This window comes from Coleofasciculus sp. G1-WW12-02, from assembly GCF_040219735.1.
Lineage (GTDB): Bacteria > Cyanobacteriota > Cyanobacteriia > Cyanobacteriales > Coleofasciculaceae > Coleofasciculus.
In genome coordinates, this window is record NZ_JAVJRX010000106.1 from 1 (window position 1) to 20,819 (window position 20,819).

Annotated in this window: 15 protein-coding genes and 1 pseudogene; 6 read left to right on the forward strand and 10 right to left on the reverse strand. The window is 44.4% G+C overall.

What is annotated here, in order from left to right:
• Window positions 1-338: 338 nt before the first annotated feature.
• A complete protein-coding gene (locus RID09_RS17795) occupies window positions 339-2,258 on the reverse strand; it encodes an AAA-like domain-containing protein (protein WP_446337266.1) in 1,920 nt (639 codons plus the stop codon).
• A gap of 443 nt (window positions 2,259-2,701) precedes the next feature.
• Here RID09_RS17795 and RID09_RS17800 point away from each other — a divergent pair, with 443 nt between their 5' ends.
• The gene (locus RID09_RS17800; RefSeq protein WP_446337267.1) at window positions 2,702-3,298 is read left to right on the forward strand and encodes a DUF4388 domain-containing protein; all 597 of its coding nucleotides are present in this window, start codon (window positions 2,702-2,704) and stop codon (window positions 3,296-3,298) included.
• Between the two features lie 91 nt (window positions 3,299-3,389).
• On the opposite strand, the gene RID09_RS17805 is transcribed toward RID09_RS17800, so the two are convergent.
• The 4 genes from RID09_RS17805 to RID09_RS17820 all read right to left on the reverse strand — a co-directional run bounded on the left by RID09_RS17805 (window position 3,390) and on the right by RID09_RS17820 (window position 7,542).
• A complete protein-coding gene (locus RID09_RS17805; protein WP_446337268.1) occupies window positions 3,390-3,806 on the reverse strand; it encodes a hypothetical protein in 417 nt (138 codons plus the stop codon).
• A gap of 18 nt (window positions 3,807-3,824) precedes the next feature.
• The gene (secF, locus tag RID09_RS17810; RefSeq protein ID WP_446337269.1) at window positions 3,825-4,793 is read right to left on the reverse strand and encodes a protein translocase subunit SecF; all 969 of its coding nucleotides are present in this window, start codon (window positions 4,791-4,793) and stop codon (window positions 3,825-3,827) included.
• Between the two features lie 95 nt (window positions 4,794-4,888).
• Window positions 4,889-6,295 carry a protein translocase subunit SecD gene (gene secD / locus RID09_RS17815; protein ID WP_446337270.1) on the reverse strand — a complete coding sequence of 469 codons (1,407 nt, stop codon included), beginning with the start codon at window positions 6,293-6,295 and terminating at the stop codon, window positions 4,889-4,891.
• Window positions 6,296-6,558: 263 nt separating this feature from the next.
• A complete protein-coding gene (locus tag RID09_RS17820) occupies window positions 6,559-7,542 on the reverse strand; it encodes a pyruvate dehydrogenase complex E1 component subunit beta (RefSeq protein WP_446337280.1) in 984 nt (327 codons plus the stop codon).
• 461 nt (window positions 7,543-8,003) lie between these two features.
• Between RID09_RS17820 and RID09_RS17825 the strand changes: the two genes are divergently transcribed.
• On the forward strand, window positions 8,004-9,308 hold the full coding sequence (locus tag RID09_RS17825) for a septal ring lytic transglycosylase RlpA family protein (protein ID WP_446337271.1): 1,305 nt from the start codon (window positions 8,004-8,006) through the stop codon (window positions 9,306-9,308).
• A gap of 149 nt (window positions 9,309-9,457) precedes the next feature.
• Here RID09_RS17825 and RID09_RS17830 read toward each other — a convergent pair whose 3' ends face one another.
• Window positions 9,458-11,326: a PAS domain-containing sensor histidine kinase gene (locus tag RID09_RS17830; protein WP_446337272.1), complete on the reverse strand. Its 1,869-nt coding sequence runs from the start codon at window positions 11,324-11,326 to the stop codon at window positions 9,458-9,460.
• Between the two features lie 270 nt (window positions 11,327-11,596).
• Window positions 11,597-12,901: an ArsB/NhaD family transporter gene (locus RID09_RS17835; RefSeq protein WP_446337273.1), complete on the reverse strand. Its 1,305-nt coding sequence runs from the start codon at window positions 12,899-12,901 to the stop codon at window positions 11,597-11,599.
• A 48-nt stretch (window positions 12,902-12,949) separates the two neighbouring features.
• On the opposite strand from RID09_RS17835, the gene RID09_RS17840 reads away from it, so the two are divergent.
• On the forward strand, window positions 12,950-13,486 hold the full coding sequence (locus RID09_RS17840; protein ID WP_446337274.1) for an N-acetyltransferase family protein: 537 nt from the start codon (window positions 12,950-12,952) through the stop codon (window positions 13,484-13,486).
• A gap of 179 nt (window positions 13,487-13,665) precedes the next feature.
• Here the strand turns inward: RID09_RS17840 and RID09_RS17845 are convergent, their stop codons facing one another.
• Entirely contained in the window at window positions 13,666-14,793 is a 1,128-nt protein-coding gene (locus tag RID09_RS17845; protein ID WP_446337275.1) for a LuxR C-terminal-related transcriptional regulator, read from the reverse strand.
• Between the two features lie 241 nt (window positions 14,794-15,034).
• Here RID09_RS17845 and RID09_RS17850 point away from each other — a divergent pair, with 241 nt between their 5' ends.
• The 3 genes from RID09_RS17850 (at window position 15,035) to RID09_RS17860 (ending at window position 18,710) form a co-directional block, all read left to right on the forward strand.
• Window positions 15,035-15,343, forward strand: coding sequence for a hypothetical protein (locus RID09_RS17850; RefSeq protein ID WP_446337276.1), 309 nt, complete (start codon window positions 15,035-15,037; stop codon window positions 15,341-15,343).
• 353 nt (window positions 15,344-15,696) lie between these two features.
• Complete coding sequence (locus tag RID09_RS17855) at window positions 15,697-16,128, forward strand: HHL1-like protein (protein ID WP_446337277.1); 432 nt, start codon at window positions 15,697-15,699, stop codon at window positions 16,126-16,128.
• A 476-nt stretch (window positions 16,129-16,604) separates the two neighbouring features.
• On the forward strand, window positions 16,605-18,710 hold the full coding sequence (locus RID09_RS17860) for a M3 family metallopeptidase (RefSeq protein WP_446337278.1): 2,106 nt from the start codon (window positions 16,605-16,607) through the stop codon (window positions 18,708-18,710).
• A gap of 227 nt (window positions 18,711-18,937) precedes the next feature.
• On the opposite strand, the gene RID09_RS17865 is transcribed toward RID09_RS17860, so the two are convergent.
• Window positions 18,938-19,276: a WD40 repeat domain-containing protein gene (locus RID09_RS17865; protein ID WP_446337279.1), complete on the reverse strand. Its 339-nt coding sequence runs from the start codon at window positions 19,274-19,276 to the stop codon at window positions 18,938-18,940.
• Between the two features lie 16 nt (window positions 19,277-19,292).
• Window positions 19,293-20,661: pseudogene (locus RID09_RS17870) on the reverse strand (IS1380 family transposase); the annotation flags it as partial.
• Window positions 20,662-20,819: the final 158 nt, after the last annotated feature.

Sequence of the window (20,819 nt, forward strand, 5' to 3'; positions counted from 1 at the left end):
TTCGCCAATGTTATCGGTCGGTAACTATCCAAAAAGCACTGTTTCAGTGACCTTAAAACTGTTTAACTTTTCGGTTCTAGAGCAGTAGACTAGCGGGAGCATCTACTGGTAGGTCTTGAACACTTGCCGATAACGTAGTCAGTTAAGACTTAGGCTGGTAAGCACAGCTTCAACTTATTTGGCTTTTGCTCCGTGTCTTTAGACCGGGGTTGCTTACGATTCACCAACTCAAAGGAAAACGCTATATCCCCTTTTGTATGATGAATGACATTTAGGGGCAGGGCAGGTTTCACAACTATCGTTTCTTACCTAACCCAGACGCTCCACGCCTTACGTCTCTACCTGAGTGTAACGCGATCGCGCCCCTGTCGTTTTGACTCCAACAGTGCTTCGTCAGCCGCCTGCACCAGATTTAATGGATCATCTTCTGGATGAGGGATGATCGCAGCTACACCCAAACTCAGAGTAAGAATTGAGGAATATCCGCAGATGCGATAAGGATCATGGGTAATATTTAAGGCTTTGACATGTTCTCGAATTTGCTCTGCCAATTGTACCGCTTGATACCCCTCCATTTGCGGCACAATTACGGCAAATTCTTCGCCGCCAAAACGAGCAACAAAAGCCCCTGGAGACTTAACGCACTCACGAATTGCCTGGGCGACTTGCTGCAAACAGAAGTCTCCCGTCAAATGACCAAAAGCATCGTTAAAAAGCTTAAAAAAGTCGATATCAGCTAAAATCAGTGCCAGGGTAACTTCTTCTTCAGCTAATCTTTGCCATTCTTGGGCAAGGTGATGGTCAAAGTCACGCCGATTAGCCAGCTTAGTTAAATCATCAATCGTCGATAAATACTTTAACTGTTGATTCTCTTGCTCCAACTGTCCAATACGCGGATCTGTCGGTGATTCCAGGGAGAGTTGCTCCTTAAAATAAAGCTGATATAACTCACAGCGAATTGTCGCCTGATTTCCCTGTAGTGTGATCAGCCCCATACTCTCTAATTGATACGCCGCGATCGCATCTAAATGGACACTCTCTGTTGCCATAACCACCTGTTTCAGCGCCGCCAGTAACTTCGGATTCTTTTCCACTACGGTAAATTGACGCCGCAAATGATGACTATAGACTCCAGTCAGGGTTGGTGCTTCCTCTAATAACTGCGCTAAGGTGAGATCAGAGTAACACAGGTGATAAAGTGCTAATTGAACTAGATAAGGATGTCCTCCCACCATTGCCATCAATTCAGTAGCTTGAAAAGTATCTATCCAATTCAGTTGGTAACGACGGGCTAATTCCTGCACCTGCTCTAACGTCAACTCTGGCAAAAGAATTGGTAGTCCCACATTAAAGGGAGATTGATTAATATTTAATGAAATATCAATTTCCGTCGAATGCACCACAACGAAACGCAATTGCTGTAAGCTCTCATCCAGTTGGGCTTCTTCATGCCAGGAACGTAATAACGGCAGAAACTCGCTGGCAATTGTCTCATACTCGAACAGGCGATTGACTTCATTCAATGCCAGGAGAATCGGCGTGTCAATTTGCTCCAGTAAATATCCTTGAAAATAGAAGGTGCAGCTAACTTTGCTACCAATATCGTCATCCCAATAGTCATCCAGGTTAGGTTTGATCTGCAACTGCCGAGCGACGTTAGCACAAAACCAGCGCAGAAATTTATCTAGGTTTACAAAAATAGATTCATCGGATTGCTGGAAATCGAGATTAACCGCGTGGAACCCTTGGGCTTTAGCGTGAGCGATAATCCGCTGTAGCAGAGAGCTTTTTCCCATCTTCGAGGGCGCTTTGATGCGAATGATACTTCCGGGTTTGTCAATCTCCGCATAAGCGAGTTCTTCGATGGGGGGGCGATTGATGTAAAAGGCTGAGTTGAGCGGTAGGGGACTACCAGGAAATTCTAACCGCTCCGATGTTAGGGTTGGGTTTAACATAGTAGGATTTGAAAGGGCTAAAGGAGGTTGCTCTGAACTATCTCTTTGTCCGTTTAAAATATAGTAATCAAATACAGTATTGATATTATTTTTAGTAATTTTTTGCCCAAAAATATGAGAAAGGCGTTGCCAAAGTTTTGCACCAACATCTCGGATATAACTCTCTTCATACCCGATCTTAGCCGAAATTTCAGTATAGGTTAACCCTTGCCAAGTATAGTGAAAGACTTGTTCTTGAATGTTACTCAGTGGTGGATCACGGAGAATCGTACTCAGTACCGTTAGAGCTTCTGTACTATCCATTTATCATGAAAATTGTGTTACCCCGTATTTTATTTTAATGGACATTTCCCCAAAAACCAACATTTTCCAACAAAATGTCTATTTTGTAAAAAATTTAACATCCTAAGTACCTGGACATAAATTTTGTTCGCCGTAATAAGAAATGTTAACAAGCGTCAAATCCTTACTGTTAAGAGTTCCTTTGTCTTCGCGCTCAAGTTCAATTGGGTTCGACTACTTAGAGAAAATTTAGAACATTATCCAACAGACAAGGAGGAGAGGGATCACTATAGTGAAAGCGTGAGATAGTTTTCTCCTATCTGATCCGAACGATTAAGAATAATTTAGTTCGTTTTAATACTTGCTAACGTCCAAAAGGGTAAACAGTTCATGACTATAAAATTAAATCTCTATTGCTATGCTCGACTCCTAGAAAACAACTACTAATTATCAGGGTTAAAACGATGTGTACTCAAGGCACCTTCACGGATTTTCCTCTACCAACGATTTTTAAGTGGCTCGATCAAGGGCGAAAAACAGGTGTACTATCAATTCACCCCTTAAGCGCTGTCTCATTAGCGCCTTATATAAACTTGCGGTCAAACGTAGTCAATAGAATAGAGGAGACAAGGAAACCAAGTAGATTTCAGAATTATCTCCATCCCCAATCACCAATCCCCAATCACTACATCTGGATTGCTCAAGGTCAAATTGTCGCCGCCGCCAATCGGTGCGATGGAGGGGGTTTGATATCACTGCTGCAGCGTGATCAATGGGTGAGCGATCGCGTCTTAAGCAAATTATTACAGCGTTGCTCCCTGAATCATCAACCCTTGGGGTTATGGCTAAAAAATAACGGAGTCTTGGATAGCGAACAACTCAAACAAATCTTTCATATTCAAATCATCGAGCAAATTGTTCCGATATTTCAACTCAAGGATGCTCAGTTCAAATTTGACTTGAACACTAATCTATCAGCAAAAGAAATGACAGGCTTGAGTATAGCCGCAACCGAAGCCACGATGATGATATCGGGAAAGCTGGAATTTGTTAGTAGGTGATATAGCAGAAGGCGGGGGGAGTAGAGACGTAAGGCGTGGAACTATGGCGAAAAAAAATTCAATTAGAGCTTATTCAAGCCGCATTAGGATCTTAAGTGCGATCGCAAACCCATTTCCACAGGGGATGACTTGGACCTTGATGACAAATCCGACGCACCTGATGCGCCAAGCGCTGTTTTTCGGCGGGTGGAATTCCGAATAGAATATTACGACTCTGCCAAACTAAAACCGCCGCCGTCATCCCAATGCAGAGGGCTAGACCCAAAATAGGCAGACGGTTAAATGCAATACTATACCGTAGACCTGACCAGGTAAAATGCTCTTGCAACAACGATAACTCATAACGCCAACCCCAGAGACTAATCGGAGCGACACTAATCCAAAGGATACCCACAAATAACCAACGACCATAAACCGTGAGTTGATGGAGTCGCTGAATTTTTACTCTTAATCTTGGATCAAGGTGATCTGGACTTGTTTGAGAAGTCTGGGTGTCTGGCGGCTCCATTATTAAGGGCAATTCCAATTACATTTTGTCGGGAAATTCAGCTTCGATAACCTGAGTGGCTTGGGTTTGACCTGTGCGCTCTCTCCAGAATGCTAAGAGGGTACTGGCAACAAAAATACTCGAATACGCACCTGCAATAAATCCCACAATTAGGGCTAGGGCAAAATATTTTAGGGTTTCTCCGCCAAACAAGAAAATAGACACTAAGGAGAGTAGGGTAGTTAAGGTGGTATTAATGGATCGGCTTAGGGTTTGATTAACCGCATCATCAACAATTTGATCAATATGTTGGTCGGGATGCTTGGCAATCACTTCCCGGATGCGATCATAAATAACTACGGTATCGTTAACAGAAAATCCAATAATTGTCAAGAGAGCGACGACAAAAAGGCTATCGACCTCTACACCTTGGACTAAACCCAAAATGGAGAAAATGCCCACAGTGACCAAGACATCGTGAAGTAAAGCAATAAAAGCCAAAAAAGCATAGTCAAACTGAAACCGGAAGGAGAGGTAGACAAGAATACCGGCAAAGGATACGAGTAATGCCAGTAAACCGGATGTAAATAACTGCCGTCCCAGGATGGGACCTACGGTATCAATTTGAGTCGATTCGGGATCAAATGCGCCAATGGTTTCACTGAGAGCTTTGCGTAACTCAGTGCGCTGTTCAACATCCAAGGTTTTGGTACGAATCGTCAAGCCTTGTTGTTGAGCACCGATACGCTGAATCGTACTACTACCCAGATCCTGTTCATTGAGAACCTCACGCACCTGTGCCAGGTCTATGGGTTGGTCGCAGTTACCGGGTACAGTACAATCAAGTTCAACCTGTAGGCGTGTCCCGCCAACAAAATCGAGACCGGGGCGCAGAGGGGCTCCTAGCTGTGCCGTGGAAATCGCCATCGAAACGATACCAGCCAAGATAATTACGGCGGAAATTATCCACCAGAGCGATCGCTGTTTGATTACACTAAATTTGGTCATTTGTCATTTGTCATTTGTCATTCGTCAAATTTTTCCTTGCACCTGGAGCATCTGCGTACCTATGCACCCAATCACCCCCTGCACCTAGGGCATTCTTACTGAGACGATACCAGATTCGGACAAAACAGTTCCGGCTTCTGGCGTACCCCAGGAAATCCTAAAACCAACAACAGCATGAACGTGCGAGTACAGGTAACAGCAGTAAACATACTGATGACAACTCCAATCCCTAGGGTAACGGCAAAGCCCTTGACTAAACCTGACCCTAGCCAAAATAGAGCCGCACAAGCAATCAGAGTAGTTAGGTTCGAGTCTAAAATACTGGAAAATGCTCGATAAAAGCCTGATTCCACAGAGCGATACAGGGTTTTTCCCTCGCGTAATTCTTCTCGCGTCCGTTCAAAAATTAGCACATTCGCATCCACCGCCATCCCAATACTGAGAATAAACCCAGCAATTCCCGGAAGAGTTAAGGTGACACCAATCAGGGCAAATGTGGCTAGGGTGAGTAGGGCGTAGATAGTCAAAGCAACATCAGCAATTAAACCGGGGAGACGATAATAGATTGCCATGAACACCAAGACTAAAATTAAACCGCCAATCGCTGCATAAACGCTGCGTTGAATACTATCTCGTCCCAGGGTAGCGCCCACGGTGCGATTTTCCACAATTTCTACGGGTAACGGTAACGCACCACCTTGAAGTTGAGCGGCTAAGTCACTCGCCCTTTGCACATCAAAATTCCCGGTAATTACAGCACCGCCGCCACTAATACCCGTTTCCGCATATTCTGGACCCACGGTGGGGGCGCTAATCAGGGAGTCATCCAGGAAAATCCCAATACTGCGACCGGTACCCGCCAAGTCTCTAGTCAGTTCAGCAAATCCTTGTCCCCCTGCAGCATCAAATCGGATCGCGACTTCCCAACCATTTCCGGCTTGAGTCGGTTGAGCGCGGGCATATTCCAGGTTTTTCCCGGTCACATTTGTCTTCTCAAACAATTGTGCGATCGCGGCGTCCGAGCGTTCCAAAGCCGCTATATTTTCTGCGATCGCCTCTTGATCACCACCTTCTTCACTCTCCAGTAGAGCGGCTTGCTCTAATAGCAGTTCCTGGCGCACCTTTTCTTCAATCAGAAGCTGTGCTTCTGTACCCGGTAACTGCTTGCGGAAATCAAGTTGTGCGGTTCCCCCTAGCACCCGTTCGGCTTGCTGTGGATCATTCACACCAGGGAGTTGTACCAATATTTGGTCTGAGCCAATGGTTTGGACTTGAGATTCAGAAACACCCAGAGCATTAACTCGACGGTCAACTACACTTTTAACAGCCTCCAACTGATCCGGCGAAATTTCGGGAATCTCCTCTGTGGTTTTCACCTGAATCGTCAGTTGTGCGCCACCCCGCAAATCGAGTCCCTGCTGGAGAGGAATCTTCACCAGCACCACAATTGCCAGAATGATCAGGACTAGAATCAGGGCTACTAACGAACGCTGTCTTTGCATAACTGTGACCCGCCGCAACAAATGCTATCTTAATCTGTTTCTACTCATATCTTGCACCATTTTCAGCAAGCCCCTACATTCCCCAAGAATTCAAGTTCTTGACTTATCCCTTAAGTCCACGCTTTAGTGGAGCGAAATCCATATCCCCTGATGTAGGGTGGGCAAGAGTTACAAATCTTGAAACGCTTATGGTATCGTTTCTTGCTCTTACCCACCGCAAGGTCTTTAGGTTTATCACCAATGCTGTCAGATCTCAATTTTAATTAAATCTGCAGTTCCAGCATCTTTTTTACTCCCTCAGCAATCTGCTGGGGTTGGACAATGGTTAAGCTTTCCAGTGTGCCATTATAGGGAGTGGGGATATCTTGAGATGATAGCCGCAAGACAGGAGCATCCAGTTCATCGAAGAACCGTTCATTGATTGATGCAGTCACCTCCGCCCCAATACCACCAGTTTTCATGCATTCTTCCACAATAATTACCCGATGGGTTTTGCGAATAGACGCGCCAATGGTTTCAAAATCCAAGGGCTTCAGGGAAATCAAGTCAATCACCTCTGGATCAAACCCTTCTTGTTCCAGGGACTTCACCGCCTGGGTGACGTGGTGACGCATCCGTGAGTAGGTAAGAATGGTAACATCTTCGCCCTCTCGGACAATTTCGGCTTTATCCAAAGGTAGTACATACTCCGTCTCTGGCAAATCTTCCTTTAAGTTATAAAGGAGAACATGCTCAAAGAACAAAACCGGATTATCATCCCGAATCGCCGCTTTGAGCAATCCCTTGCCATTGTAAGGAGTTGAGCAGGCGACAATTTTTAAACCCGGAACCGCTTGAAAATAGGCTTCGAGTCGTTGAGAATGTTCCGCCCCAAGCTGACGCCCCACCCCACCGGGTCCGCGAATCACCATGGGAATTTTGAAATTACCGCCAGACGTGTAACGCAGCATCCCAGCATTATTGGCAATTTGGTTAAATGCTAGGAGTAGAAAGCCCATATTCATGCCTTCAATAATCGGTCGCAACCCCGTCATCGCTGCGCCCACGGCTAAACCTGTAAAACTATTTTCGGCAATGGGAGTATCCAGAACCCGCAGTTCACCGTATTTTTTATACAGATCCTTGGTAACTTTGTAGGACCCACCGTAGTGACCCACATCTTCACCGAGAACGAATACCGTGTCATCACGAGCCATTTCTTCATCAATAGCTGCACGCAATGCATTAAAAAAAAGTGTTTCTGCCATCAATACCTCACCAGAAGCGGCAAATGTCATCCTAGCATTGCCAATGCAACAGGGGAAGCTATAGGGCGGGGAGATGGGGAAGATGAGGGAGATGGGGGAGAATTGCCCAAGCACCAATGGCATAAGACCTGAAACTGCTTTTGAATTACCTGTTCCCTCTTCTCTGTTCCCTAACGAATGACGAATGACAAATGAAAACTATTTTACTATAAAAATTAGACTATTTAGGTTTTATTAATTAATAATATTTCATAAAACCAATTAGAATTTTCTATTGATAAGCCAGAGCAATAAATTTTGTTCATTGTCAAAAAGGCAATCAATCATCAGGTTACTCTGCCTCTAGGAATTGTTTTTGAGTAAATTTTCTTAAAAGGGAGCGCAAAACTACAGATTTCTGTATACTGAATGACTGTGTGAGTAAAGGCAGTGCATTTTACAGCAGGACTATATTCAAGATCATGACTTTTTTTGGACTAGTTTGGACAACATCCTGGGTGAGCTGTTTGCTGGCATCCAGCCAAGGTCTATTCAGAGTACCCGATTATATTGCCAATGCTTTGCCTGCTAAAGTTTTATCCGTTGTTAACAGCCCACTCGAACAACCAACACCTCGTGTTTTTTCATCCCCAGTTTATTCAGAAGTCTGGTCTAACAAGTCTCAAGTAACGGCACTTGCCTATTCAGGATTAACTCATGATTTAAGTTTACCATTTCCCCTCGCCCAGACGGCTACGGTTGCGGCTCATCCATTTAGAGATAGCACAGCTCAACCTGTTACCTGTCCAGCCAAGTCAGATTCCCCGGATGATGGGGGTAAATCCAAATCCATCTATCATTCTTCATCAGCTTCAGTAAATTATTCATCTGCCAATCGTCTCTCAAATGCTAGTCTACCCCAGAAAATCTGGAAAATGATCGAGAATTTATTTTCTTGGGGTCAACCCGTTGCCTCAAAAGACAAAATCTCGGCTGAGTCCATAGTTGTCATCAGCTCTCATTCTCAAACAGAACCTCGTGGCAGAAACAAGAGTCAGACAAGAAGGGGAAAACGAGGCTTTTTGCAATATACCCAAAGGAGTAATAAACTAGAACATTCAGCAGAGCAGCAGCAATTCCAGGTTGTGGTTAAAGGACGAGCGATTGCCCAATTGCCGACTCAAAAGCAAGCTGAACAGATGGCGCAAAATCTCACGCTGTTGTTTTGTGAGTCATCGGATGTATCTGAGATAAATTCATCGGTACGAGCCATGCTGTCTGATGGAATACCTGTAGTGAAGGCAGGCGATCGCGTATTATTCAAATTGGACGATATCTTAACTAAAGACTTAGATCAGCATCGAGAACTTCTCGCAATTGAATGGGCAAATAATTTGCGTCTAGCTTTAGGGCAATCACCATTAAGTTTGGCAGACGCCCAAAAGCAGATGTACAACTTAGTCGAAACTCCAAATACCATTGAAGGTGTAGCATCTTGGTACGGACCCTATTTTCATGGTCGGTACACGGCGACTGGAGAAATTTATGATCAGCACGATCTGACGGCGGCTCATCCTACCTTACCTTTTGATACCTATCTGAAGGTCAAAAATTTAGAAAATGGTCATAGTGTGATTGTCCGCATTAATGATCGCGGTCCTTATATTCCGGGTAGAACCCTGGATTTATCTCGACAAGCCGCTCGTTCTATTCAAAGTGAAAAGGTCGGAGTTATCCCCTTTGAAGCTACAGTTATGAAACCACGAGAAAGGATGAGGGAGGGATGAGACAGACAAGGAAGATAGGACGGGTGCGAGTCACATCCCTGGTGAGGTAAGAGACGATAGTCGCGAAAAGAGCCCCTACACTGTCACACGCCATGTCCGACTAGCGAGCGCGTTGGGTCACCAATCAACAAATGACCAATGACCAATCTTTAACTTGGCGTAAATGAAAGTTCAGGACGCCTTGTGATTATTGGATTAATCGGAATAGCGATAATAAACTCTGATCCAACACCCGGTTGAGAACAACAAGTTAACTGACCCCCATGATTTTCTACAATAATTTGATAGCTAATTGATAAACCCAATCCGGTTCCCTTGCCCACGGGTTTGGTAGTATAAAATGGATCAAAAAGTTTTTGGCAGACCTCTTGACTCATCCCCGAACCATTATCAGCAATCCGAATCACAGCATGAGGTATTTTTTGGCAATAACTTGCTCCTGGTTTCTTGATACTAATATCTTGAACCTCCGTGCTAAGTCTGATTTGATGGGGAGTATCTCGACCTGAAGCTTCCAATACATCTACAGCATTCGTGAGCAAATTCATAAATACTTGATTAATCTGCCCAGCATAACAATCGACTGGGGGCAATGTGCCATAGTCTTTAATCACAGTAACTTCGGGATGCTCAACGCTAGGTTTCAGGCGATGTTGCAAAATCAAAAGAGTACTTTCAAGTCCTTCATGAAGATCGGCTGGCTTCATTTCATTTTGGTCAGCCTTGAGAAATTTTTGTAAGGATAAAACCACTTGGCGAATCCGGCTAGATCCCACCTTCATTGAATCCAAGAGTTTTGGCATATCTGCCATCAAGAAATCTAGATCAATTTCTGTGATTCGTTTCTGAATATCGGCTATCGGTTGAGGATAGTGAATACCGTAGAGTTCGACTAACTCCATTAAGTCGTGCAGATAACAGATGGCATAATCGATATTGCCGTAAATAAAACTGACAGGATTATTGATTTCATGGGCAACCCCAGCAACCACTTGCCCTAAACTTGACATTTTTTCTGTGTGAATCAGTTTGGTTTGAGCTTGTTGCAGCTTCTGTAATAAATCAGTGACGTAGTGAGTTTCTTCTGCCAACGCTGCTTCAGTTTGCTGGTGTAGGGAAATCTCTTGTTTGAGCCGCTGATTAATTTGCAACAGTTCAGCCGTTCGTTCGGCGACTCGTTTTTCCAACTCATCATTTGTTCGTTTTAGCGATTCCTGAGCGAGTTTGCGTTCTGTAATATCTCGTGTTACCCTAGCAAAACCACGTAATTGTCCGTCTTCCCCACGTAAGGCAGTAATCACAACATTAGCGAAGAATGTTGAGCCATCCTTACGCATTCGCCAACCTTCTTCTTCAACACGACCTTGCTGTGCGGCTATTTTTAAGGACTTACCGGGTTGTCCTTGGGCGATATCTTCAGGGGTATAAAAACAACGGACATGTTGACCCAGAATTTCTGCGGCGTGATATTGTTTAATTCTTTCAGCGCCAGGATTCCAGCTTACGATATTACCCTCTGGATCGAGCATGATAATGGCATAGTCTTTGACGCCATCGACCAATAAGCGAAACCGCTCTTCGCTTTCCCGGTGTGCGGCTTCAGCTTCCTTGCGCTGGGTATTATCACGAGCAACCGCATATAGTAAGTCCTGATTGGGGCATAGGGTGATGTTCCATGAAAGCCATTTATAGGAGCCATCCTTGCAGCGGTAGCGATTTTCAAAGGAGACAATTTCCTCACAGTCCTTGAGCTTTTGCAGTTGCTTCAAGGTCATTTGCTGATCCTCTGGATGTACCCATTCAATCCAGGGTTGTGCTTGAAATTCCTGGGTACTATATCCCAGGATTCGCTCACACATCGGGTTAACTTGCTGCCAATAGCCATCAGGACTGGCAATGAAAAACAGATCGAGGGTCAGAGTTAAAAATTTGTCTTGATTACCACAAAACGCATGGTTCTTTTGTGTTATATCTCCCTGAGATTTAAGAATAGGGGGTTCTGCTGTTTGGATGATCATCGATTACTTACCTGATTGATGAGACTCAATTGTGCGAGTGAGAGCAACTCGAAATGGTACTACATTTCTTTCATAGCCTAAACCGACTTGGCTGAGTCGCTATATTATCCGGAAAAGCCTAATAACAGCTTGAAGTCTGAAGTCTGTCTGTTTTTTGGCAAAAGCTGTTTTGGTCAGGCAAGCAGATACACCCTTGAGTTATGATAAAGCTTTTGGATTGTTATCGCTAGGTTTATTTTCTCAAATAAGAGACAAAAGACAAATCAAAACTTAGACAATTAGCCAGGGAAGCCAGATGGCTAAACTCAGTAAGCTGAGAAATAGAATGGGTAAAGTAAGAATTAGGCTGAGGCGAATATAGTAAAACCAATGCAGGCGCAAACCTTTACGCGCTAAAATCTTGAACCAAATTAACGTTGATAAACTGCCCAGAGGAGTAATTTTTGCCCCAAGGGTACATCCAATTACATTAGCGTACTCCATTACTTCCCGAATGGCTGGATCACTCCCGGTTGTGTCGGAAATTGCTATGGCGTTCAGCAACACGGTGGGTAAATTTTGAAATAGGTTTGATAGCCCAGTTGCGAGAAAGCCTGTTCCTATTGCTGTCAGGGTTAACCCCCAACTGGAGAGGGTTTCTAGCTGATGGGTGATAGCATGACTCATCCCAAAGTAACCTAAACCTAGGACGAAAAAATACATCAGGACGCTAAACCCGATCAATTGCCAGGGAATGTCATGGTAAACCTTGCCCACAGAAATAGTCGGTGTGGTATTGGAGGGAAACCAACGTCCCGCCAATGCTAGCAGAATCAACGCAGCGATCGCAGGAACGATACAAGTTGGCAGAGAATGTTCTTGGGTCATCCAGTATGCCAGAGGTAGACTGCCTAGGATAACCATACCCCATCGACAAACCAACGGATCACGAATGGCATGGTGTGGTGGTGGGAGGTGAGTTAGATCGTAGGTGCATCGAATGTCACGATGGAAGTAGAACCAGAGGAGCGCTAAACTCGTTGCGATCGCGACCAGTGTTACCGGGGTCATGACCAGCACATAGCGAAAACCAGAAGCCCCCAAGTAGTCTACCGCAAGCAGATTGACCGGATTGCTCACAGGGAACAATAAGCTAGCCGCTTCAGTGATAAAACTAACCGTAAATACAAAAGCGAATGCGGTTTTAGCCCCCAAGCGTAGTAGAACAAGAATCTCCATCACCGGAGCAATCCAGATTAATGCCATACCCACATTGGTCAAAACAATCGTTCCCAATGCTCCCAAAAGTGCGAACAAAAGGAACAGTAGACGCCCTTGACCTATCCCCAGAACCGCTAATTGTAGCACTAACCCTCGCCAAAACCCAGCTTGCTCCAAAATCCGGCACAGAATGAGTAGGGCAATCAACGTTATGGTAGTGTTTCCCACCGTTGCACTAATCGCGAGAACCTCGGGAAAGGACACACCGCTAATCGGGGTAAACATCGTCCCTGTCAATGCACCCAATCCGATTCCCAATCCTTGCAGTTGCCAGATAATCAGGATGAGCGTGAAAAGAAAAATCAATAGTGCCACAAAAAGAAGCCTGTTTGAGCGCAGATAACCCTTTAGCATCAATATTCTATGGTTTGTCGCCCTAATCCTGTCTTAATGTATATCCGTGACGCCACTGAGGCAGATTTGCCTGCGATCGTGGAGATTTACAATTCGGCTGTCCCCAGTCGTATTGCCACCGCCGATCTGGAACCTATCTCGGTTGAAAGCCGTATCGCTTGGTATCAAGAACATACACCAACCAGACACCCCCTTTGGGTCATGGACTGCCATGAACGATCTAATTCTACAGGTCAAATTGCTGGGTGGCTCAGTTTTCAGTCTTTCTTAGTACGCCCAGCCTACCATGCTACAGCTGAACTTAGCGTCTACGTGTCTCCTGATTTCCGGCGTCGAGGGATAGGAGAACAACTGCTGCAACGAGCCATCAAGCACAGTCCCAAGGTAGGACTCAATACTTTAGTTGCCTTAATCTTTGCTCACAACCAACCCAGCCTGCAACTCTTTCAAAAATATGGCTTCCAACGCTGGGGTTATTTACCTCAAATAGCGGATATGGGTTCCATTGAGCGTGACTTGGTAATTATGGGACGTCGAGTCTGTTGATTTATCATTTGTTATTCGTCGTTCGTCATTTGTTGAATGAGGAAATGTAGATACGTGCTTTTGAAGCGTCTGTAGGGGCTGGTTTAAGGACAAACACTAATTGTTTTACCTAACTTTTTGGCAAAACCCGCCCTTATTCAGTTTTAAGTTATAGCAGTCGCCATCCTGTTCCCTGTTCCCTATTGCCTGTTCCCTTTAATTACCTTCTCAACTAAATCAGGATGACGAATTCTGACCCAATCCGGAAATGCTAGGTACGGATCATTAGTTAGCTGACGTTTTAACAGCTCAATGATATCATCTACTTCATTGACCAAATCAAATACAAAAATATTAAATTTCATCGTCTGATTGACATTAAAATCCAGTGCCAAAAAATGTTCAATATCAATATCTTTCCCTAATCCCAAAACAAAAAACTTAATATCTTTATGATCCTCAATTTTGGTACATGCTGAAGAAATACATTGAACAAAGCCCTCTTCGTCATCAAACTGACCATCCGTATAAATAATAAAAAAGGCTCCCTTCCCCTTGGGTTTTCCTTCGGTTAAGTAGGTGTTTACACAATGATTTAAAGTCGGAGAAACAAAGGTTTTGGTTTTGGGTTTATTTTTAACAAACAGCTTCCAAACTTTGGATGCATCGTTAATCAAAATGGGTTGAGGTTTAACTGTTTCCCGGCTAAAAAAGTAAACAGAAACGCAGTTTTCAGCCGGACAACCCTGCTTTATGGCAATTTTTTCATCTGCTTTATTCTCTGATTCAGAATCGACTGACAGAATGGCGGCGATATGTCCTTCAACAACTTCCGCTAGATACTCGTAACGAGTTTGCTTTCCGGTATCTTCATCCTTTCTCACCATAGAACCACTCTGATCAATCAGGATAAAGATATCGCGGTTATTAAGTGGAGAATCGGACACATCCTTAATCGTTAATCTCACTTCACTCGTCACGCAAATTTCCGTCTCCTCGCGTCTGACTATCTTTCGATTATCATCATCTACAAATTCAGATGACACCTGGTGAGTGACACTCAGGGTTTGCCGTGTTACGAGTTCAGGTTGGTATTTAGCAAACAGCGCAATTAACTCTCCTCGTTTAGAACGCCGTTCATCAGGAAACTCATTTTTCAGACCAAATGCTGAACAGAGATTCTCAACGTGTTTTCTCACCGTTGATGTTTCAATATGTAACGATTGAGCGATATCCTGATCCGAAACGCCAGCCAAGAGCAATTTCAGCACCTGCCTGCGTCGTGGTGTTAATCCTTCAAAGGCTTCAGTAAACTGCCAACGGTTCATGCTCGCTGATGCAACTTAGATGGGTTTATATGAACAATGCGCCAACTTAACTTGTCAGACATTAAAACAGGCTATTATATCAAATAACAGGTTGTTTTGCGGCATCAGCGCCGTAATTTTTGTAATTCTTTGAGAAAATACTAAATTTTTCACCAAAATTCCCATTTATGCGCTTTAATTGCATTTAAGCCAGTAATTGTCTGGCAAGCCTAACCCACTAGGATACCCAAAAAGGTTGACTATGACCGTTAAATACCTTACTACATTTGCCATCGCTTCACTTTTGAGTCTGGGATTAGCCACGGGTTGTAGCGCTCCCCCAGAAACGGATGGTAGTACGACTATCGAGGAAACTGAGCCAGCTAACCCTGATAACGCAGCAACTGAAGACGCTGATCCTGCTGCAACCGATAAGGCGGCGGAAAAGGGAGACATGGACAAAGCGACGGAAGACAAGGCAGACATGGAAAAGGCGACTGAAGACAAACCGATGGGTGACGAGACGAGTGAACCTAAGGCTGAGGACTCAACTTCTGAAACCACTCCTTAAGCTTCCGTTACCTACCCTAATTTCGATTTAAAAAATTTTTCTGTTAGTAGGGGCGCACCGACGTCATCCGTGTCAACTTAAGACTTTGTATGACTAGCGCTCAACGTTTAGATCCCCCTAAATCCTTCTTCAAAAGGGGGACTTTGATTAATTTCTGGTTCCCCCCTTAAAAAGGGGGGTAGGGGGGATCTCTTATTAAGGAAGGGTTTCAGCCTTAAGTTGATACCAATGACCGACCTGCGCCCTTTGTTTTGCGTGGTGTCTGTATTTCAGATTCATTACCAAACGTCGGCTGCACAAGTTTCATGAGAATGAGGTAAACTTTTGTTAAGACATTCTCGGAGGAACTTAATATGACGACCCAACTCGGCTTTGGCAAAGTACAACCCAAACAGCACAAAGCAAAAAAAAACAAAGTCAAACGGGTAGCCGCTTCCCGCAAGTATGATGAAATGCAAAAGTCGGGATTACCAGAATTCAATATCTATGTCCGCATTAAAGGAGAGAAAGCCTGGTTACCGGCTGGCTCAATGGCAGTGAATCGCAGCAGTCAAATCAACCAGGCGTTATTTGAGCAAGAAGAGGAGTTACTCAAAGGAATATTTCGGCTGTTCCCCAAACTGCGGAAGCGCCAAAGCGAGTTGGAATATGGTCATCGACTCAAAGAGTTTAAAGACGAACCCATCGTTGTGGCAATTCGTCCCCAAGCAACGCCAGGGAATTTGATTCAATCTACCGTCAGCCAAGTCAAAGAACGCTTCTCATCAGTATTCCAGCGTAAGTAGGTGATTGGAGAAGAGGTGATTGGAGAACCCTTCGTGACCCTCGATAGCATGGGTTTGACCCAACGCGCTTGATAGTGGAACCTGGTGCGTGTGTAGGGGTTCTTTTCACGACTATGGTTTCTTACCTCACAAGGGATGTAACTCGCGCCCGCCCCGACTTGATCCTTCGCTTCGCTAGTTGGACATGGTGCGTGAGTGAATTCCCCCTGCTCCCAGACCAGAATGGTGCATCTCTACATGCTTCCCCTACTGTACTGAAGGATAAACTCAATCCTTGCCTTGTACCATTTAAATTAATCTTAACGATGATAAGGATCACTGACTGAAAAAAATATTCTTGCTAATTATTTAATTTTCGCGCCTCAACGCCTCCCCAGGGAGAGTTCAGGTGTTGGGTTGATACAAGTGTAAAGTTCGCTTGCCTTGTATCACCATTACATGCTGTTTCCGTCTGATTTTGTAACCCGATACGACCCATGATTGCCAACCCAACTGTGACTGAGAATCCATTACTTCGTGGAAAGGGACTACCCCCTTTTGACCAGATTGAGCCAAAACATGTTGTACCTGCGATAACGCAGCTAATAGCTGAACTCCAGCAGGAATTAGCCGCCCTAGAGGAAAAGGTAACACCAACCTGGGATGGTTTAGTGGAACCCCTAGAAGCATTGACAGAACGCCTCAGGTGGAGTTGGGGCATCGTGGGTCACTTGATGGGGGTGAAAAATAGCCCAGAACTGCGTGAGGCTTACGAAACGGTTCAGCCTAAAGTCGTCCAATTCATCAACACACTTAACCAAAGCCAACCCCTCTACAAAGCCTTCAAAACCTTACGGGATGGGGATGAATGGCGCAGTTTAGAGCCAGCCCAAAAGCGGATAGTAGAAGCTGCCATTAAAGATGCTCAACTGTCTGGTGTAGGACTTGAAGGGGAGGTGCGAGAGCGCTTCAACCAAATTCAGATGGAGTTGGCAGAACTATCCACAAAGTTCTCTAACCATGTCCTAGATGCAACCAAGGCATTTAGCATGACCCTAACAAGTCCAGAAGAGGTAGAGGGTTTACCCCCTAGCTTAAAGAGTTTAGCCGCTCAAGCCGCTCGCGCAGCCGGGGAAGAAAAGGCGACTCCGGAGCACGGTCCTTGGCGCATCACCCTGGACTATCCCAGTTACGTCCCTTTCATGCAGCACAGTACCCGTCGGGATTTGCGGGAGAAACTCTATAAAGCCTTTGTTAGTCGCGCCTCCTCCGGAGAGTTGGATAATAGTCCCCTGATTGAGCGAATTTTAGAATTGCGTCAAGAAAAATCCAAGCTGCTAGGGTTTAGAAGTTATGCTGAATTAAGCCTTGCCAGCAAAATGGCACCCAATGTTGAGGCAGTAGAGGGATTACTCGAAGAACTCCGTGGCGCTAGTTACGATGCCGCCGTTAAGGATTTAGAAGCGTTGAAAGCATTTGCGGCGGCTAAAGGCGCACCAGAAGCCAGCGATTTGAAACACTGGGATATCAGTTTTTGGTCAGAACGTCAACGGGAAGAAAAGTTTGCCTTCAGTGCGGAGGAATTACGTCCTTATTTCCCTTTACCTCAAGTACTCGATGGCTTGTTTGCCTTAATTAAGCGGCTATTTGGGGTTACGGTTACGCCTGCGGATGAACCTGCTCCGGTTTGGCATGAGGATGTCCGCTATTTCCAAGTAGCAGATGAGACAGGGGGGGCGATCGCGTTCTTCTATTTAGATCCCTACAGCCGCCCAGCCGAGAAGCGTGGGGGGGCTTGGATGGATGATTGTGTGGGTCGTGCCAAACTGACGGAAGCAGGGAAAACGACAACTCGCTTACCGATAGCCTATTTAATTTGCAATCAAACGCCACCCGTTGATGGTAAACCGAGCCTAATGACCTTTGGTGAAGTCGAGACACTATTCCATGAGTTTGGTCATGGTTTGCAACACATGCTTACCAAAGTGGATTATGCTGGGGCAGCAGGAATTAATAACGTGGAATGGGACGCCGTGGAACTACCCAGTCAGTTTATGGAAAACTGGTGTTATGATCGCCCCACGCTGATGGGAATGGCGAAGCACTACGAAACTGGGGAATCCCTGCCAGAGCATTATTATCAGAAACTTCTGGCAGCCCGTACTTACATGAGTGGTAGTGCTATGCTACGACAATTACACTTTAGTTTAGTCGATATCGAACTACACCACCGCTATCAGCCCGGTGGGGAGGAAAGTCCAGCTAATGTGCGTCACCGTATTGCTAAAACCACCACAGTGTTACAACCCTTACCGGAAGATTCCTTTCTCTGTGCCTTTTCCCACATCTTTGCTGGTGGGTATGCGGCTGGGTATTACAGTTACAAATGGGCAGAAGTTCTTAGTGCGGATGCCTTCGCCGCCTTTGAGGAGGTCGGTTTAGAGAATGAAGCCGCCGTAGCGGATACAGGGAAGCGGTATCGGGATACAGTACTGGCATTAGGTGGTGGTGTGCCGCCGATGGAGGTATTCAAGCAATTCCGGGGACGGGAACCGAGTACGGAACCGTTACTGCGGCATAGTGGATTAGTGACGGCGTCTTGAGGATCTAATCCTGAATTAAAATTAAGATTTTTTAACCCGCGTTAGCCCAGCATTAAGGTGAGGCGGGTTTTGTCTGTGACACGCCAGTAGGGTGTTAAAGCGCTTGCGTAACGCACCATTGCCACTGTATAGGCTTAAGCTGTGTAAATTCTGAGTATTCAATCAAGCCTCGAATTATAATGTTTACGGTACATCATCTTGCAGGTATCCATTACACCTTTCTCTGTTCAAATGTTATCACATAGCTCGCGATCGCTCTGACTCACAGTAGGGTTCGTCTTTATATAATCTTGTACCCGATTCCAGCCACACGCTAGCAAATCCTCCAAATCAAAATTCCAAAACTTGACGATTCCATCAACACTGACAGAGATCAATGTCTGACCATCAGCAGTGAAACTCGCACTCAAAATACAGGTATTGTGTCCTCGAATAACTTGTCTTGCTTGGTTATTGATGCTCCATAATCTCACAGTTTTGTCTCGACTAAACGAAACAATGACCTGACCATCGGGGCTAAATTCCACGCCTAAAATCTTATCTTGATGCCCTTGAAATACTTGCACCTCTGTGCCATCACGATGCCACTAACTTAAGGAGATTGAGGCGAATTGTTCCGACAGTTGCTTTGGACAAAGAAGTTTTTCTCAAACCGTGATAACGAAATGCTTGCATTAACACATACGCCATTGAAGATAGCCACAGGCGGAGTTGATTACTTTGAAAAGTTTGGGTAGAAGTTCGGTCAGCAAATAAGTCCAATTGCTGTTCTTTAATCCGATTCTCCATCTCCCCTCTCGGACAATATTTTTTAGTATAAAGTTGAGAAGGTGTAATTTGAGAAGTAGGTAAAGATGTAACCACATGACGAAGCTCTAACCCTTTACTGCCATAAGAAACTTTAGTAACCACTCTTCTTTGACGACTCCATGACCTTTCAGTTTGATAATAAATAGAGCGAAACCAAGTTGCGTTGGGGACTAACTTTCTCACATCTTCTAAGTCTTCATCTTTAGAAAAAACGCTATCCATTAATTCAAGGACTGGGAATAAATTTTCTTCATATTCATTTTTTGCTTTTTCAATAACATTCATTGCTCGTGACTTTAATTGGCTATTAGTTGCCATTGCTATCAAATAATCTACGCCTTCTTTTTCACAGAAATTCATAATCTCTTCACGAGCATAAGCACTATCGCCTCGCACGATGATATGCGTATCGTGCCATTTCTCTCGAATTAAACCAATGATTCTCTGTAATTCTTCCAACGCTCCTTCGGCTGGGTCTACATTAGAAGGACGTAATAAGAGCCACTAAGAGATGATACCCACAGAAAATATACAAGGGAGCATAGCAAACTCCTTTATAATAAGTATTAAAAAATGCTCTTTCCTGACCACAATGAACTTGGTCATCGGTGACGTCCATGTCTAAAATGATTTGTTGAGGAGGGGTTTGATAAGACTCCAAAAAGATGTCTACAAAGACTTTTTCTATCTCTGAAGGATTTGCTTCAATACGATGATAGCGAGATTCTTGTTGTTGAAGGATTGTTTCCGGGCAATATTCAAGCCGATTCAGGGTACTTTTTCCAGCTAAAAACGCTGATGATGAATCCTTAAAGTTGAGTTTCTCTAAAGCGATCGCTAAAGCCGGGTCATAGCGTAATTGATCATGGTCATTAACATCTTCATAGCCTAAAGCAATGCCATAAACTCTTTGTGCAAGTAGTTGATGAACTGAATAATCTACATAAGCTAAATTTCGATAGTCTTGAAAGCATTTTGCAAATCTTGCTGTGATTTTTAGTCTTTTGTCCAACTCGGCTAACATGACTATTCCGGCATCTGATGTGATTTGACCGCCGTTAAAGTTAGCAATAAGTTCTTTTCCTTTCTTTTTTCCAAAGTTAAGTTTTAGGTCATTAGCTTGATGTAAATTAGCAATCATACAGCAAAACATTTTACCTTCTCTATAACTAAATTATATCAGACTTCATCAGCTTCATTATCAAATTAATTATTAAATTATATTTAAATTAATCAAAAACAGTTAGTTGGCGTAAATTCTCCGCTAATTAATTGTTTTTACTAAAGCCCTATTCCCAA